Source organism: Rhizobium sp. SJZ105 (genome assembly GCF_007828365.1).
GTDB classification, from domain to species: domain Bacteria; phylum Pseudomonadota; class Alphaproteobacteria; order Rhizobiales; family Rhizobiaceae; genus Agrobacterium; species Agrobacterium tumefaciens.
Map to the genome: position 1 here is coordinate 292911 of NZ_VIUP01000003.1, position 15665 is coordinate 308575.

Below are 15665 nucleotides of genomic sequence, written 5' to 3' on the forward strand. Positions count from 1 at the left end.
CTAATGCTGGTATAAAGAAAAAGAATACCCAAGACATTATAAGTTATGCATTAAAATAATTACGAATAAAAAGCATATTGCAAACTTTGAGAAAATTGCGCAAAGTAAAACTAGATTCTGTACCTCCTTGCTAAATTTAAGGTGGTGTAAGGTAGTGGTCACGAAGCCAGACATTGGAAGACAAGATTTGTGTGCTCAATTTTTGATTGTTTTTTGCTCCAAATACTACTGGGAATGTAGCAGTTTGTTGCTAAAATGACGAAAAACAGGCGAAAGTCTGAAAATTTGATCAAGATGTCCAGGTAAATGATCAATGAAGAATAGTCTTGGAGGGGGACACGATATAAGCAAGATTTAGGTATATACAACGTATCGACTGAATTATAAAAAACACCTTTTGGACCACCTATAATAGCCACCATGACGGTCTTTCCGACTGTCATCAGGAGACTTGAGCGTATGGATAACCAATCTCTGTCGGAACATAGCATCGCCGCTGCAGACTTGCTCTCAGCGATGGCAAATCCCAAGCGCCTGATGATCTTGTGCACGCTGGTGGATACGGAAGTGCCGGTCGGTGTTCTCGCCTCCCAAGTTGGTCTCAGCCAGTCCGCGCTCTCGCAACATCTTTCGAAATTGCGTGCCCAGCGGCTGGTGAAAACAAGACGGGATGCTCAGACCATCTATTATTCCAGCAATTCCGAATCCGTCAAAAAAATCCTCGCTTCCCTCGAGGAGATTTATTGCCAGGTGCAGAAGAGCAGCAAGACTGCTGCCGCTTGATCTAACGGCCATCCCACGGCCCGGCGGTGCCATTCCGTTGAAACCGGCGCATGACGCCGGTTTTTTCTTTTTTTGGCGTCTGGCTCGCATGTAATGCGGTGAAAAGTCGCCCGCGCCACTCAGGGCGAAGACGCAGCCTGTATCTGTTGCTTTAGGCGGCTTGCCGCAGCCGCATATCCACCGTCGGCACCATCGACGAAATGCATATGGTCCTTCGAAAGCGGGGAGGGCACGATACAGGTCATCAATGCGGCGTCCTGCTCGTGCAGGCCGAAATAGCAGGTGCCGGAGAGGCGCCCCAGCTCCAGCCGCGCACGGATCTTTTCGAGCCTCTCGGCGTCGATATCAACCGTCATTTTCAGGCCATCGTCGAATTTCCGGAAATCGGTGTTGCTGGCAACCGAGCGACGATAGCGATCCGCATTAAACCGTCCGAGCGACAATCCCGTCATGCCGAGGAAATTCACGAGGAAGCTCTCGCCGAGAATGCGCAGCGAACGGCGCACCTTGCCCCAGCTATCGTGATAGGCCGCACCTGCCCTGGCTTCCAGACCGAGGCCTTCCCGCACGAAGCCCAGTTTCGGCCCATCCTCCGGCACGGGGTGGCCTTGTCTTGCGTCCTGCGTGGCCAGATCGACGAGATCGATGACCAGCTGGCGGAATGCCGGCATATCCAGTGAGGGTCCCGGCATGGCGATGATCGACACCACCTTGCCATGGGTTGCCGGAATGGGGTTCCAGCGGCATGAAAGGCCGGTCAGGTCCGGCCGACCGCCTGTCGCAACCGTAGGCAGGGCGTATTGCCCCTCCTTCATCCGCGCGTCGGCCCAGCTGTTGCCGCCGCCCGAAAACATGGCGTAGGAAACATCCTCGCTTGCCTGAAAGCGCGCGACGCGCACATCGAAGCCGTTGTTGCGTATGTCCTTCACCGGAACAAGCGCCACACGCATCGAAAGGTCGAGATCGTCCTTCACCCAGCGCTGCACGTTCGAAAGGGCGGTGCGCGCAAGGGATATCCCGTTCGGTGGCACCGCAACGGCGGCTCCATCGCCACCGAACACGAAGGGCAGGTCGTGACGCCCGAGGCTGTTCGATATGCCTGAGATGACCGCAGCGCCCGCCATGTTGACGGACTTATATCTGCCGGTGCCGATCGCCCCTGTCGAATCGATGATATCGGCAATGGCCAGCGCCCATCCCGGCGGCAGGGCGCGATAAAGCGCCGGGTCGGCCACGTCCTCGAAATGCCGGAAGACGGGCAGACCCGTCAGAAATTCGTCATCTGCTGTTATCATGCCGCCATTATCCTCCTGCGGCGACCAAACGCCAAGCGTTTACGCCGTTGCGCTCGCCCGTTTCGATGACACGATCGAGCCTGGCCTGACGATAGATTTACCGCGAATAGACCTTATCCAGCAAAGGTGACTTGCATAAGCCATCAAACCTTCCGTATGAGTTGAAATGAAGGCTCGGAATTCAAAAATGGAACGGGTTTTCGCCGGGAGGCGTCCGCGAAGTTTCATTCGGTCGGCGCCCAAGGCGCTCATCGGGGCTGAGACCCCATTTCCAAGGAGACACCAGGATGAAACTGAAGACATTGACCAGCGTGACGCTTGCAGCGTCCTTCGCATTCGCACCGCTTGCCCATGCCGAAATCGTCATCGGCCTGATTGCGCCGCTTACCGGTCCCGTCGCCGCCTATGGCGACCAGGTCAAGAACGGCGCCCAGACGGCAGTCAATGAAATCAACAAGAAGGGCGGCATTCTCGGAGAGCAGGTCGTTCTGAAGCTTGCAGACGATGGCGGCGAGCCGAAGCAGGGTGTGTCGGCCGCAAACCAGCTGGTTGCCGAAGGCATCCATTTCGTCGTCGGTCCGGTCACGTCAGGCGTTGCCATTCCGGCATCGGACGTGTTTGCTGAAAACGGTGTCTTGATGATCACCCCCACGGCGACCTCGCCGGGCCTGACGAACCGTGGCCTTACCAATGTTTTCCGCACTTGCGGTCGGGACGACCAGCAGGCCGAAGTTGCGGCGAAATACGTTCTTGCCAAGCTTAAGGACAAGAAGGTCGCCATCATTCATGACAAGGGCGCTTACGGTAAGGGTCTGGCGGATGCCTTCAAGACCACGCTGAATGCCGGTGGCGTTACCGAAGTTCTCTATGACGCGCTGACACCAGGCGAAAAGGATCTCGGCGCGCTGACGGCCCGCCTGAAGTCTGAAAATGTCGATATCGTCTATTTCGGCGGTTACCATCCGGAAGCCGGTCTTCTGGTGCGCCAGTTGAACGATATCGGCGCCAAGGCTGCCGTTATCGGCGGTGACGGCCTGTCGAACAGCGAGTTCTGGAACATCGGTGCCAAGGCTGGTGAAGGCACGATCTTCACCAACGCCTCCGACGCCCTGAAGAACGCGGATTCCAAGGCTGCTGCCGAAGCTCTAAAGGCCGCCAACATTCCTGCGGAAGCCTTCACCCTTAACGCTTACGCTGCCGTCGAAGTGCTGAAGGCCGGCATCGAGAAGGCTGGAAGCGCAAAGGATTCCGAAGCGGTCATCACGGCTCTGAAGAGCGGTGACGCTTTTGCCACGGCGATCGGCAAGGTCACCTATGGCGAGAGTGGCGACCTGTCATCGCAGGCTTTCTCGCTCTACAAGTGGCAGGACGGCAAGATCGTCGCAGCCGAATAAGGATAAGGCGTACCGGCCGCATCCGTTGCGGCCGGTACCATCTCCGTCGCCTGACAAGGGGCAAGCAGAATGGGCAGTGACCTGGACGCCCGGGATGCAAGCGCGGCTGGTGGGGAAAACCTTCCTCACATTGGCTTTGCGCGGATATTCCCGATTCTCAGAATTTTCGATGAGGCCAAGGCGCGGGAATTCTATGTTGATTTTCTCGGTTTCAAGGTCGACTGGGAACACCGCTTCGGCGAAAACTTCCCGCTCTACATGCAGGTTTCGCGGGCCGGAATGGGGCTTCACCTCAGCGGCCATCATGGCGACGCGACGCCGGGCTCCAATATCTTCGCCACCATGCACGGCGTGCATGCCTTCCAAAAAGAGCTGGCGGGCAAAGACTACCGCTTCCTGAAGCCTGGTGTCGAAGAATTGCCCTGGGGCGATGTCATGGAAGTCATCGATCCATTCGGCAACCGTATCCGTTTCTGTGAGCAGAAAAGCGAGGGGTGACGTCTTCGACGTGACCTCATGGGTCTTGACCTCGGCTGCGGTTTGAACGATAGGAAGCGCAAATAACGAGCCGCGTGCACGGAGACCCCGTGCGCGCGGTTCGTGCGTTTTGGCGGTCAGTTCTGCAATTCGTTCGCATCCGCACGGGGGCAAAAAATGAACACTGAAGGCAATGCACTGGTAAGGAAGCTCGCATTCTGGGGCATTCCACTTTCTTTCGGCGTGCTTGGCCTCAAGCTCGTGGCCTGGTGGGTCACAGGGTCGGTAGCGCTGCTGTCGGACGGTCTGGAATCGACCGTGAACGTTGTTGCGGCCTTCATTGCCTATTTCGTCATCCGTTATGCGCAGAAGCCCGCAGATGACGATCACCAGTTCGGCCATCACAAGGCGGAATATATCTCGGCTGTCGTCGAGGGCGTGCTGATCGTCGTCGCCGCACTTCTCATCGTGCAGGAAGCCTGGGGTGGTCTCTTCAACCCGAAGCTGCCGGAAGCGCCGGTTCTCGGTCTTGCCATCAACGCGTCAGCGGGCGTCATCAACGCCGTCTGGGCGACAATCCTCATCCGCGTCGGCCGGAAATACGCTTCTCCCGCCCTCAAGGCTGATGGTCATCATATCATGTCGGATGTCGTAACGTCGGCAGGCGTGCTGGTCGGCCTGGTTCTGGCGCTTCTGACGGGTTACGCCATTCTCGATCCGCTGCTCGCCATTCTGGTGGCCATCAACATCCTGTTCCAGGGATCGAAGGTCATTTTGCATTCGCTCGGCGGGTTGATGGACCGGGCGGTGGAACCGGAAGAAGACGAGGCGATCAAGAAGGCGATCGCCGAAAATTCCGTCGGCATCATCGGCGTGCATGATCTTAGAACCCGCCGCGCCGGTTCGGCCGCCTTCATCGATTTCCACGTCGTTGTTCCCGCCCCGATGACGGTGCGCGAGGCGCATGATATTTGCGACCGCCTTGAAGATGCCATAAGGGAAGTCATACCGGGTGCCAGCCTTGCCATTCACGTCGAGCCGGAAGGCGAAAAGGCGCATGGCGTCAAAGTGATCGTTTGAATAAGCAGGAGTTTTCCATGTCCGTGACGGATGTTTCCAGCCTGTCGCAGCTGGGCGCGAAGGTCGATACGCCCGAGAGCCCGGAAAAGGCAATTCTCGAAAAGGTGCCGAACGGCAATGCCGGTACCGATTATGTGGTGCGGTTCACAGCACCCGAATTCACCTCGCTTTGCCCGATGACCGGACAGCCGGATTTCGCCCATATCGTCATCGACTATATTGCCGGTGATTTTCTGGTGGAATCGAAGTCGCTGAAGCTGTTCCTGCAATCCTTCCGCAACCACGGCGCATTTCACGAGGATTGCTCGGTCTATATCGCCAGGCGGCTGGTGGAGCTGTTGCAGCCGAAATGGCTGCGCATCGGCGCTTACTGGTATCCGCGCGGCGGTATTCCGATTGACGTTTTCTGGCAGACCGGACCGGTGCCCGAGGGCGTGTGGTTGCCGGATCAGGGTGTGCCGACCTATCGCGGCCGCGGCTGATCCGGCTTTTCACGGTTGAAAACGTTCAGGCGAACGACCCGTCGTCGCCTTGATCGAAATCGTCATCGGCGCTGTCGTCGTAGTCGGCCTGCTGGACATCGTTACTATTGTCCGGCTGGGAGGAACTGTCGCCGTAGTAGTTGTTGATGACGGTTTCTTCGACCGGTGCATTGTTGCCCAGCGGATTGCCGCCGCCGAATGGCGAGCCAATGCCGAGCGACGATGCGTGGTTGCCGAAAATACCGCTCAGCGAATTGGCGAGCAGCATGCCGCCGGCAACACCTGCAGCAGCGCCGAGCGCACCTTGCAGGAAACCGCCGCCGGAGCGTCCGGCTGCTGCGGGTTGCTGGCTCCAGAGGCCACCGGGCTGCTGATCAGGTGCGCGGCCGGCTGGTGAGCCCCAGGGACCGGCTGTCTGGCCTGCGGTATCGTTGCGCCATGATGTCTGGGGCGGTGGAGAGACGGGCGCCGGAGCAGGTGATTGCTGTTGGCCGGTGCCGAAGATCGAACTCAGAAAACCACCCTGTGCGGCTGCTTGCGGGGCCGCATTACCGCTTTCCAGCGCATGGATGCGGTCTTCGAGCTGTTGGATGTGTGCTGCTGCCGCTTCCAGACCCTTTTCCTGAACAATCACCGCCTGGGCGAGATAATAGGGGGCTGCGGGCTGATCGCGCACGGCATCTGCGATCAATATTTCCGCCTCGCGGTCGCGCGGAGTGGCGGATGCGGCTTTTGTCCTGTCGAACAGGGCCTTGAGAAGTTGGCTTTCTTCCGGTGACATATGATGCCTCCTTACCGTGAAGCGGAAATCAACGATAAGGAGGTAGGTCCAAATTCAGGCTTTTCAAAGCGGTCGAAACTTTAAATTTCGGTAATGATCGTCACCCGCCGAAGGCAAGCGAAAGGCCCGCTATTGCCGTCAGCGCGCCGGCGGTACGGCTTGCGGCCGAGCCGAAACGGGCAATGCGCAGGCCAAGCACGATGCCCGCGAGATGCAGGATCGCGGTTGCTATCATGAAACCGATGCCGAATTGCAGGGCGCCGGCGCTGCCGAGTTCACCGCCATGGGCATGGCCGTGGAAAAGGGCAAAAGCGCCGACCACGGCCGCAGCGGCTGCCGTCGGCAGCTTTGCCGCAATCGTGACCAGCAGGCCGAGGCCGATGACGGAGGCCAGGATGGCCGGTTCGACAAACGGAAGGCCGATGCCATAAACGGCCATCAGGAAACCAATGGCCATGGTGCCGACGAAGGCGGCAGGCACGATCCACAGCGCCTTGCGGTCATTCTGCGCCATGGCGATCTGCGATGCCCAGAGACCGACGGCAACCATTGCCAGAATATGATCCGCACCGAAGAAGGGGTGGGAGACGCCAGCCATGAAGGAGCCGTGTTCTTCCGGGTTCAAATGGGCGAAAGCCGGCAGGGCGGTGGCGCCGAGCGCTGCGGCAGCAAGGCTTAGTCTTTTCAGCATGATTCCCTCTTTTGATTATCGCCGCCAGCAAGGGGATCTTGGGGTTCCCGCAATCGGCGGCACTGCAATGAGGACCTGACGATACCGCGAACCCGGAGAGGCTGTCCATGCGTCATCTGCCGGGGGCGCTGTTTATTGTTGGGGCGTAAACCTTGCCTTTTTTGCTCATTGCCTTACGTAACAAGTCGCACTATGTCCGAAGGGCATGCATGAATTACGCTGGAGAGCCGCTGATGAACGAAGACGAAGACGACAAGAGCAAGGAACTGCCGATCGGCAAGGAAACGGAAGCGAATCTTTTCAAGTCGCGTTCGATCTTCATCTATGGTGGCATCACGCAGGAACTGGCGCAGAAGGTCTGCACGCAGCTCGTGGCACTTGCCGCCGCCAGCGACGACGACATTCGCGTTTACGTCAATTCGCCGGGCGGCCATGTCGAATCGGGTGATTCGATCCATGACATGATCAAGTTCATCAAGCCGAAGGTTTATATCATCGGTACGGGCTGGGTCGCTTCCGCTGGCGCGCTGATCTATGTTTCGGTGCCGAAGGAACGTCGCCTTTGCCTGCCGAACACCCGCTTCCTGCTGCACCAGCCCTCCGGCGGCACGCGCGGCATGGCATCCGACATCGAAATCCAGGCCCGCGAAATCATCAAGATGAACCAGCGCCTGATCAAGATCTTCGCCAAGGCCACCGGCCAGAGCGAAGAAAAGATCGCCAAGGACATCGATCGCGATTACTGGCTCGGCGCTGAAGAAGCCAAGGGCTACGGCCTCGTCGGCAAGATCGTCGAGAGCCAGTCGGAAGTCTAAGGTTTTGATTTTTAGTTGAGAGAGCCCGTGCCGGTGGAAACCGGCACGGGCTTTTTTCATTCAGGCCGGATGATACGTGCCGCTCCCGGTCATGTGCATTGAATGTTCGGCCGGCATCACTTCATCGTGTTGCAGGCCTTCATCATGTCGGCTTTTTTCATCTTGTTCATTTCCATGTCAGCCTTGTGCATGCAGTCCTTTTTGGATGCCATGGACATGTCGCCTTTTTTCATCGTCTGCGTCTTCATGGTGTCGTTGTGCATTTTCGTCATATCGGTCTTCATGCCGTCGGCATGGGCGATGCCTGCGAAAGAAAGAACAGACAGCATGGAAGCGGTGGCGATGGCGGTAAAAATGCGGGTCATGAAAGATCTCCTCTGGACGTCATTAAATGTCCGCCGGCGTTGCACCGGGGCTCACGATTGTCCATTCGGTGGGGATACGTGTGTCGTTACACGCTCACGCGTTTGTGACATCATATTCGGGCGAGATTCTTTTCACGCCATTATGTAACAATATCCCGCCGATTGCGAATAACCCGATAGTGACGATGACAGGCAGCCTTTCGGAAGAGACATTAAAAATGCTGATGCTGCGTTCCCTCGATGGGGACGAGGGCGCTTACAGGCATTTGCTCCATGCCCTACGCAGGCTGCTGACAGCCTATTTCGACCGGCGCATGAGGGCCGCTTCACGGGAGGATGTGGAAGATCTCGTTCAGGAAACCCTGTTGTCGCTTCACGCCAAACGCGAGACCTATGATCGAGCAAGGCCGTTTACCGCCTGGTTCTTTTCGATAGCGCGCTACAAACTCATCGATCACTACAGGGGCAGGGGTGCGCGCCAGCTTTCGGAAGTGGAACTTGATGAGACGCTGGAAGCGGGATCGTCCGTCGATCAGGTCACGGCACGTATGGATGTGGAACGGTTGCTCGACGAGTTGCCGCAGCGGCAACGCGACCTCATTCGCAGGGTGAAACTCGAGGGTCAGTCAATCGCCGAAGCGGCCCAAAAATCCGGCCAGACCGAGCTTGCGGCGAGGGTCGGCATTCACAGGACGCTTAAAATGCTGGCGGCAAAGTTGCGAGGCGAAACGTGAGGAAGACGGAAGACATCATTGAACAACTGGCAAGCGGCCTCAAGCCCGTGCCTGCCTTGTCACTGGAGCGCCGGCTGGCGCTGGCCGTCCTGCCCGGCCTTGGCGTTTCGCTGTTGCTGATGCTTGCCATTCTCGGGCCACGGGTCGACATGCACGACGCTTTGACCGAGCTGGGTTTCTGGATCAAGTCCGCCTATAACGCCCTGCTGGCCATGACTGCGTTTTTCGCGGTCGGCCGCCTTACTCGCCCCGAGGGGAACAGCGGCTGCCTTTTCGTTTGGCTTGCGCTAATTTTCGTTGTGATGGCGGCGATAGCGCTCGTACAGCTGGGGTTTGCCTTTCCGGACAATTACAGGACGCTTGTTCTGGGGTCTTCCGCGCTGCATTGCCCGTTTTTGATCGTCGCTTTCGCGCTTCCGGTATTCCTGGCGAATTTTTCAGTTCTCAAACGCTCAGCCCCGGCTGATCCAGCCCTGGCAGGTTTTGTGGCTGGCATTGCGGCGGGTGCAGCCGCAGCCTGGGTTTATTCCTGGTTCTGCACCGAAAACGGCATGGCTTTCGTGCTGATCTGGTATTCGCTTGGCATCTTCATCACCGGCCTGATCGGCGCTTTTGCCGGTTCGCGTTTTCTGCGCTGGTAAAAGGCGTACTTGTTCAGCCTCCGGGCATCTTGCCAGCGGTTGGGTTTTTTGATCTTCAAGGGAAACAGAAGATCCGGGAACCGCCATGTTGATGAAAGATTTTTCCGTACAGAGCCTGTTCATGGGGTGCCTGACCGCCTTTGTCGGCTTTGCCAGTTCTTTCGCCGTGGTGTTGCAGGGCCTGAAGGCTGTCGGTGCGACGGATTTCGAGGCGGCGTCTGGGCTGATGGCGCTTTCGGTTGCGATGGGGGTTTGCGCGATAGCGCTTTCAGTCGCGACGCGGATGCCTGTCAGCATCGCATGGTCGACTCCTGGTGCAGCCCTGCTGGCGACCACAGGCGTGATCGAGGGCGGTTTTCCGGCCGCCGTGGGCGGGTTCATCATCTGCGCCATATTGATCATCATTGCCGGCCTGTTCCGGCCGCTCGGAAAGGCGGTGGCCTCCATTCCAGCGCCACTTGCCAACGCCATGCTTTCCGGGGTCATCATCGGCCTGTGTTTTGCGCCGATCAAGGCGATCGGCTTTAACCCGGCGCTCGGATTGCCGATCATTCTTGCCTGGATCGTGGTGGGAGCCTTTAAACGACTTTTCGCCGTGCCTGCGGCACTTGCCGCTTTCGTGCTGGTGATGATCTTCGGTGTCGATATTCCGGCGGGGGCGCTTGACCGTGTGGCGCAATCGCTGACGCCTCCGATGGAGTGGGTGACGCCCGTCTTCAGCCTGCACGCCGTCATTTCCATCGCGCTGCCGCTCTTCATAGTCACCATGGCGTCGCAGAATATTCCCGGTATCGCAGTGCTGAAGGTCAATCACTACGATCCGCAGCCCGGACCGCTTTTCGCGGCGACCGGCTTCTTCTCACTGCTTTCCGCACCCTTCGGCGGCCATGCGGTCAATCTTGCCGCGATTACGGCGGCGATGTGCGCTGGCGAGGACGCCCATCCTGATCCGAAACGGCGCTATTGGGCGGCGATCATCGGCGGTGTGGGCTACATCGTCTTCGGCCTGCTGGCGGGCGCGGTCACGGCTTTCGTGGCACTGGCGCCGCCTGTCCTCATTCAGGCGGTGGCGGGGCTTGCACTGGTGGGCGCCTTTTCCGGCTCTGCCGTTGCGGCTTTCAAGGATCCGGAAACACGCGAGGCAGCGGCGATCACCTTCCTCATCACCGCCTCCGGCCTTTCCTTCGCCGGTGTCTCCGGTGCCTTCTGGGGGCTGATCGGTGGCGGGTTGATGATGGCTTTGACCGGTTTCGTAAAAGGATTGAAGAGACAATAGCCCTTGCATCCAAATATTTCGCCGATTATAAGCTTGCCCATGAGCAACAGCATCGCAACCATTTCCGGCATGAGCGCGCAGATTTCTGCGATTGCCTCTCCGTGCGGTGCACTCTCGCTTCTTAGCCTCGACCTTACACGCGGTTGCCGGGTCCAGTGAGGAGCGCCCGGCGGCCGAAAGCCCGCTGGCGCAAACGCTCCTCATCTCGAAATCTCATTTTATACTGGATTTAGGCCCTTGAGGGCCGCGCATCCGCCGATGGCTCGAGAAGCCCGCGGAATGCGCAAGGAGGAAGCGAAATGGACGGAAAGATCACCAATATTTCCAAAGGCATGTCGGACGCGAACGTCAAGTATCGCCCTTACCCGACCATCAATATTCCTGACCGCACGTGGCCGGGCAAGACCATCACCAAGGCGCCGATCTGGTGTTCGGTGGACCTGCGTGACGGCAACCAGTCGCTGGTCAACCCCATGGGCCATGACCGCAAGGCCCGCATGTTCAAGCTGCTGCTCGAAATGGGGTTCAAGGAAATCGAGATCGGTTTCCCCTCCGCTTCGCAGACGGACTTCGATTTTGCCCGCTGGTGCGTGGAGCAGGGCAATGTGCCTGAGGATGTTTCCCTGCAGGTGCTGGTGCAGTGCCGTCCGGAACTGATCACCCGCACCTTCGAAGCGCTGGAAGGCGCCAACAAGCCGATCATCCACTTCTACAACTCCACCTCGGAATTGCAGCGCCGCGTGGTATTCGGCAAGGACGTGCACGGCATCAAGCAGATTGCCGTCGATGCCGCCAAGATGATCACCGACATGGCGGCCAAGGCCGGCGGCGGTTTCCGCTTCGAATATTCTCCGGAAAGCTTTACCGGCACCGAGCTGGAAGTGGCGCTGGAAATCTGCAACGCGGTGGTCGAGGTGGTGAAGCCGACGGCGGATAACAAGCTGATCCTGAACCTGCCTTCCACAGTCGAAATGGCGACGCCGAACATCTATGCCGACCAGATCGAATGGATGTGCCGCAATATCGACAATCGCGAAAACGTCATCATTTCGCTGCATCCGCACAACGACCGCGGCACTGGCATCGCTGCGACGGAGCTGGCTCTGATGGCCGGTGCGGACCGTGTCGAGGGCACGCTGTTCGGCAATGGCGAGCGCACCGGCAATGTCGACGTCGTGACGCTGGCGCTGAACATGTATACGCAGGGCGTCGATCCTGAGCTGGATTGCCGCGATATTGAGCGCATCAAGGCGGTCTACGAATATTCGAACGAGATGACGATCCCCGAGCGCCACCCTTATGTCGGCGAACTGGTCTATACGGCCTTTTCCGGCTCGCATCAGGATGCGATCAACAAGGGTATGAAGGCGATCAAGGTTGCCAATCACCCGGTATGGGAAGTGCCCTATCTGCCGATCGATCCGAAGGATGTCGGCCGCTCCTACGAAGCGATCATCCGCATCAATTCGCAGTCCGGCAAGGGCGGAATCGCCTATATTCTCCAGCAGGATTACGGCATCAACCTGCCGCGCAACCTGCAGGTGGAGTTCCGCGAAGACATCCAGCGCATCACCGATGAAGAAGGCGTGGAACTGCCGGCCAAGCGCATCTACGAGCGCTTCATGGAGCGTTACGTGACGCAGCCGAATGCGCGCATCAAGTTCGTCGATCACCACACCTATCCGGCGGGCGATTTCAAGGGCGTGCGCATTGTCGCCGCCGAAATCACCGATAACGGTGAGGTGAAGCGCATCGAGGGCAAGGGCACCGGTCCTATCGACGGGTTCATCAATGCACTGTCGGTCTATCTCGGCATCGATCTGTCGGTGAATGACTATTCCGAGCATTCGCTGCAACATGGGTCCAATGCTTCCGCCATTGCCTATGTTGAGATGGAGCATCCGGGCGGAAAATTGTTCGGCGCCGGGGTGAATACGAATATTGTTGGCGCTTCGCTGGAGGCGATTGTTTCGGCGGCCAATCGGGTGCTGGAAGAGCGAGCTAGGTAAGTGGGGGTTTGAGGGTGGGTTTACCCCCCTCTGTCCTGCCGGACATCTCCCCCACAAGGGGGGAGATCGACCTGAGGCACGGTCTCGCCCATCTCAACGCTCAGAATGAATTGACGAAAGAGCGTCTTGCCGATCTCCCCCTTGTGGGGGAGATGCCCGGCAGGGCAGAGGGGGTGAGCCACAGACTCTAACCTCAACACTCCGGAGTTTATCCCCCCAGCCGCGAAAACCCCAACGGCCTACCATTCTCATAAAATACCCTGATATCTTCAAGCCCGATACCCGTTCCGGTGTCGTTGAGACTGTGGCGTTCGCAGGCGACGTTCCAGGTGCCGGGGCCACCGGAAATTTGGAAGAGATTATAGGCCGCGCGCGGTTTTTCGCCGCCCGGTCCCTGGCTGGCGGAGGCGATGCCGACGACCGGGATGTGCTCTTGCCCGTGGTGAGTATTCAGCCAGTATACGGTGTTCAAATGGGTGTGGCCATGCAGCACGAGTTCGGCGCCGCCGACGCCAAGCGCTGCCGCGAAACGGCGAATGCCGAACATGCGCTTGTGCGCAGCCGCCGCACCGCGGATCGGTGGGTGATGGATCATCACCACGCGGAACAGCCCCTGTTCACCGGCTTTTTTTAAGAGTTCCGCGGTTGCGCGTGCTTGACGGTTGCCGAAATAGCCGGTGGCCGAGAAGGGCGGCGTTGCAATCGAGGTGGAGCAGCCGATCAGTGCGACGGGACCGCGCACGCGCATGTAGGGGAAAATCTTGCGGTCATCGTCCCATTCCGCCGGGTCGCCATCGCCCCGAACATAAGGATACCAGGCGCGCATGGCCTTGTCGTGCGCGCCGGAAACATAGGCGTCATGATTGCCGGGAACGACCGAGATCTTTTCAGGGTCGCCGACTTCTTCCAGCCAGTCGGCGGCGGCGCGAATTTCAATGCCTGTCGCAAGATTGACGAGATCGCCGGTAATAGCCAGATGATCCGGCGATTTGGCTTCGAGATCATCGAGCAGCTTTTCCAGAGTGTCGGTGAAAAGGTGCTTGCGGCGGTTGCGGTGCCAGTTGACGAAACCGGTGATACGCTTGGATGCAAGTTCCCGGAAAGTGAGTTTTGGCAATGGCCCGAGATGGACGTCTGAAATATGCGCAAGTTTGAACATGGCGGCAGAGATAACCTATGATATGCGGCACGTCCAATAAAAGCCTGCCGGCAAGGAGAAACCAGGGTGAATGACGAGAGAACCGAGCGGCAGGCCCGTCCGTTCCACACGCGTATCCTTATCCGCCTGCTTCATTTCGTTTTTCTGTTCACACGCGGTGCCACCCTCGGTGTACGTGCGCTCTGCTTCGATGATGCGGGACGGATTTTTCTGGTGCGGCATACCTATCTGCCCGGCTGGTATCTGCCCGGCGGCGGGGTGGAACGCGGCGAAACGCTGCTGATGGCGCTCAACAAGGAAATCCGCGAGGAAGGCAATCTCGAGGCTACGTCGACCCCCGAGCTTGTCCATGTCTACCTCAATCTGGAAGGCAGCAACCGCGATCATGTGGCGCTCTACCGGCTTCAGGTCACCCAGACCACGCCAAAAAAACCGGATCATGAAATCACCGAAAGCGGTTTTTTCGATCTCTCGGACCTGCCGGAAAATGTGACGCCCGCCACCCGCCGCCGCCTTGCCGAACTTTCCGGCAAAGCGGCGATTGCCGACTACTGGTAGCGGCGGCGTCTCTGCCGTCAGGTAAGCGTCTCACGGCCATGGGCCATGGTCAGGTCCAGTTCCGGGCCAACGGGCACGATACCTGTCGGGTTGATGGTGAAGTGGCTGCGATAATAATGTTCCTTGATGTGGCGGATATCGACTGTGTCCGGCACGCCTGGTGTCTGGTAGAGGTCGCGGAGGTAACCCGTGAGATGCGGGTAATCGTGAATGCGGCGGATGTTGCACTTGAAGTGGCCGACATAAACAGGGTCGAATCGCACCAGCGTGGTGAAGAGACGCCAGTCAGCTTCCGTCTGTTCTGCACCGAACAGGAAACGGCGGTCCTCCAGCCGGTCTTCCAGCATATCAAGCGTTTCAAACACCTTCACGGCATTTTGCTGATAAGCATCCTGGGTGGTGGCGAAACCGGCCTTGTAGACGCCGTTGTTGACGGTGTCGTAGATAACGTCGTTCAGCGCATCGATGTCGGCGCGCAGTGCTTCGGGATAATAATCCGCCGCCGATCCGGTGAGGTCGTTGAAGGCCACGTTGAACATGCGGATGATTTCGGCCGATTCATTGGAGACGATGGTGCCGCGTTCTTTGTCCCACAGTACCGGCACGGTCACCCGTCCCGAATAGTTGGCATCCGCTTTGGTATAGACCTGCCACAGTGTGGAGAAGCCGAAGAGGTGGTCCTCGGTTGCACCCGGAGTGCGTTCGCCTTCCGGTCTGAACTCCCAGCCGTTTTCCAGCATCAGCGGATCGACGACAGAGACGGAAATCAGGTCTTCCAGCTTTTTCAGTTTACGGAAAATCAGGGTGCGATGCGCCCAGGGGCAGGCGAGCGACACATAGAGGTGGTAGCGATCCTTCTCGGCCTTGAAGCCACCTTCGCCGGAAGGTCCGGGCGCGCCATCCACCGTTACCCAGTTGCGAAATTGCGAGGCGCTGCGCTTGAAGTGCCCCTTGGTTTCCTTGGTGTCGTACCAGACGTCTTTCCATACGCCTTCCACCAGCATGCCCATGATGATCTCCTTGATTGTTTCCTTGACCGCAATCCTAACCGTTTAGCGCGGTGTCGCGAACCCGTGGCGCATTGAACAATGCGTTTCCGGTCTTGCATGGGCTGAATGGGATAGT

At 58.3% G+C, this 15665-nt stretch carries 17 protein-coding genes; 11 read left to right on the forward strand and 6 right to left on the reverse strand.

Features of this window, described 5'->3' with window-relative positions:
- Positions 1-459 precede the first annotated feature (459 nt).
- Positions 460-783, forward strand: coding sequence for an ArsR/SmtB family transcription factor (locus FB593_RS13495; protein ID WP_003513586.1), 324 nt, complete (start codon positions 460-462; stop codon positions 781-783).
- A gap of 119 nt (positions 784-902) precedes the next feature.
- On the opposite strand, the gene FB593_RS13500 is transcribed toward FB593_RS13495, so the two are convergent.
- On the reverse strand, positions 903-2078 hold the full coding sequence (locus FB593_RS13500) for a DUF3095 domain-containing protein (RefSeq protein WP_145166674.1): 1176 nt from the start codon (positions 2076-2078) through the stop codon (positions 903-905).
- Positions 2079-2365: 287 nt separating this feature from the next.
- On the opposite strand from FB593_RS13500, the gene FB593_RS13505 reads away from it, so the two are divergent.
- The 4 genes from FB593_RS13505 to queF all read left to right on the forward strand — a co-directional run bounded on the left by FB593_RS13505 (position 2366) and on the right by queF (position 5511).
- A complete protein-coding gene (locus tag FB593_RS13505; RefSeq protein ID WP_013636629.1) occupies positions 2366-3472 on the forward strand; it encodes a branched-chain amino acid ABC transporter substrate-binding protein in 1107 nt (368 codons plus the stop codon).
- Between the two features lie 69 nt (positions 3473-3541).
- Positions 3542-3970: a glyoxalase superfamily protein gene (locus tag FB593_RS13510; RefSeq protein WP_145166675.1), complete on the forward strand. Its 429-nt coding sequence runs from the start codon at positions 3542-3544 to the stop codon at positions 3968-3970.
- A gap of 156 nt (positions 3971-4126) precedes the next feature.
- The gene (locus FB593_RS13515) at positions 4127-5029 is read left to right on the forward strand and encodes a cation diffusion facilitator family transporter (protein ID WP_003513576.1); all 903 of its coding nucleotides are present in this window, start codon (positions 4127-4129) and stop codon (positions 5027-5029) included.
- Between the two features lie 17 nt (positions 5030-5046).
- On the forward strand, positions 5047-5511 hold the full coding sequence (gene queF, locus FB593_RS13520; protein WP_013636627.1) for a preQ(1) synthase: 465 nt from the start codon (positions 5047-5049) through the stop codon (positions 5509-5511).
- A gap of 25 nt (positions 5512-5536) precedes the next feature.
- Here the strand turns inward: queF and FB593_RS13525 are convergent, their stop codons facing one another.
- The gene (locus FB593_RS13525; RefSeq protein WP_065659138.1) at positions 5537-6292 is read right to left on the reverse strand and encodes a DUF2076 domain-containing protein; all 756 of its coding nucleotides are present in this window, start codon (positions 6290-6292) and stop codon (positions 5537-5539) included.
- A 100-nt stretch (positions 6293-6392) separates the two neighbouring features.
- Positions 6393-6983, reverse strand: coding sequence for a HupE/UreJ family protein (locus FB593_RS13530; protein WP_003513569.1), 591 nt, complete (start codon positions 6981-6983; stop codon positions 6393-6395).
- 233 nt (positions 6984-7216) lie between these two features.
- On the opposite strand from FB593_RS13530, the gene FB593_RS13535 reads away from it, so the two are divergent.
- Positions 7217-7798: an ATP-dependent Clp protease proteolytic subunit gene (locus FB593_RS13535; RefSeq protein WP_003513567.1), complete on the forward strand. Its 582-nt coding sequence runs from the start codon at positions 7217-7219 to the stop codon at positions 7796-7798.
- A gap of 116 nt (positions 7799-7914) precedes the next feature.
- Here the strand turns inward: FB593_RS13535 and FB593_RS13540 are convergent, their stop codons facing one another.
- The gene (locus tag FB593_RS13540; RefSeq protein ID WP_065659139.1) at positions 7915-8163 is read right to left on the reverse strand and encodes a pentapeptide MXKDX repeat protein; all 249 of its coding nucleotides are present in this window, start codon (positions 8161-8163) and stop codon (positions 7915-7917) included.
- Positions 8164-8381: 218 nt separating this feature from the next.
- Between FB593_RS13540 and FB593_RS13545 the strand changes: the two genes are divergently transcribed.
- The 4 genes from FB593_RS13545 to leuA all read left to right on the forward strand — a co-directional run bounded on the left by FB593_RS13545 (position 8382) and on the right by leuA (position 12823).
- The gene (locus tag FB593_RS13545; protein WP_186447927.1) at positions 8382-8897 is read left to right on the forward strand and encodes a sigma-70 family RNA polymerase sigma factor; all 516 of its coding nucleotides are present in this window, start codon (positions 8382-8384) and stop codon (positions 8895-8897) included.
- Positions 8894-9538 (forward strand): NrsF family protein, encoded by a 645-nt coding sequence (locus FB593_RS13550; RefSeq protein WP_065659140.1) that lies wholly within the window; start codon positions 8894-8896, stop codon positions 9536-9538. Before FB593_RS13545 ends, FB593_RS13550 begins: the two co-directional genes overlap by 4 nt.
- An 88-nt stretch (positions 9539-9626) precedes the next feature.
- Positions 9627-10814, forward strand: a complete 1188-nt coding sequence (locus FB593_RS13555; protein ID WP_065659345.1) for a benzoate/H(+) symporter BenE family transporter — start codon at positions 9627-9629, stop codon at positions 10812-10814.
- Positions 10815-11113: 299 nt separating this feature from the next.
- Complete coding sequence (gene leuA / locus FB593_RS13560) at positions 11114-12823, forward strand: 2-isopropylmalate synthase (protein WP_003513556.1); 1710 nt, start codon at positions 11114-11116, stop codon at positions 12821-12823.
- A 208-nt stretch (positions 12824-13031) separates the two neighbouring features.
- Here leuA and FB593_RS13565 read toward each other — a convergent pair whose 3' ends face one another.
- The gene (locus FB593_RS13565; protein WP_038491828.1) at positions 13032-13982 is read right to left on the reverse strand and encodes a metallophosphoesterase family protein; all 951 of its coding nucleotides are present in this window, start codon (positions 13980-13982) and stop codon (positions 13032-13034) included.
- 66 nt (positions 13983-14048) lie between these two features.
- On the opposite strand from FB593_RS13565, the gene FB593_RS13570 reads away from it, so the two are divergent.
- Positions 14049-14540: an NUDIX domain-containing protein gene (locus FB593_RS13570; protein WP_013636619.1), complete on the forward strand. Its 492-nt coding sequence runs from the start codon at positions 14049-14051 to the stop codon at positions 14538-14540.
- 17 nt (positions 14541-14557) lie between these two features.
- Here the strand turns inward: FB593_RS13570 and FB593_RS13575 are convergent, their stop codons facing one another.
- On the reverse strand, positions 14558-15550 hold the full coding sequence (locus tag FB593_RS13575; protein ID WP_145166676.1) for a glutathione S-transferase family protein: 993 nt from the start codon (positions 15548-15550) through the stop codon (positions 14558-14560).
- Positions 15551-15665: the final 115 nt, after the last annotated feature.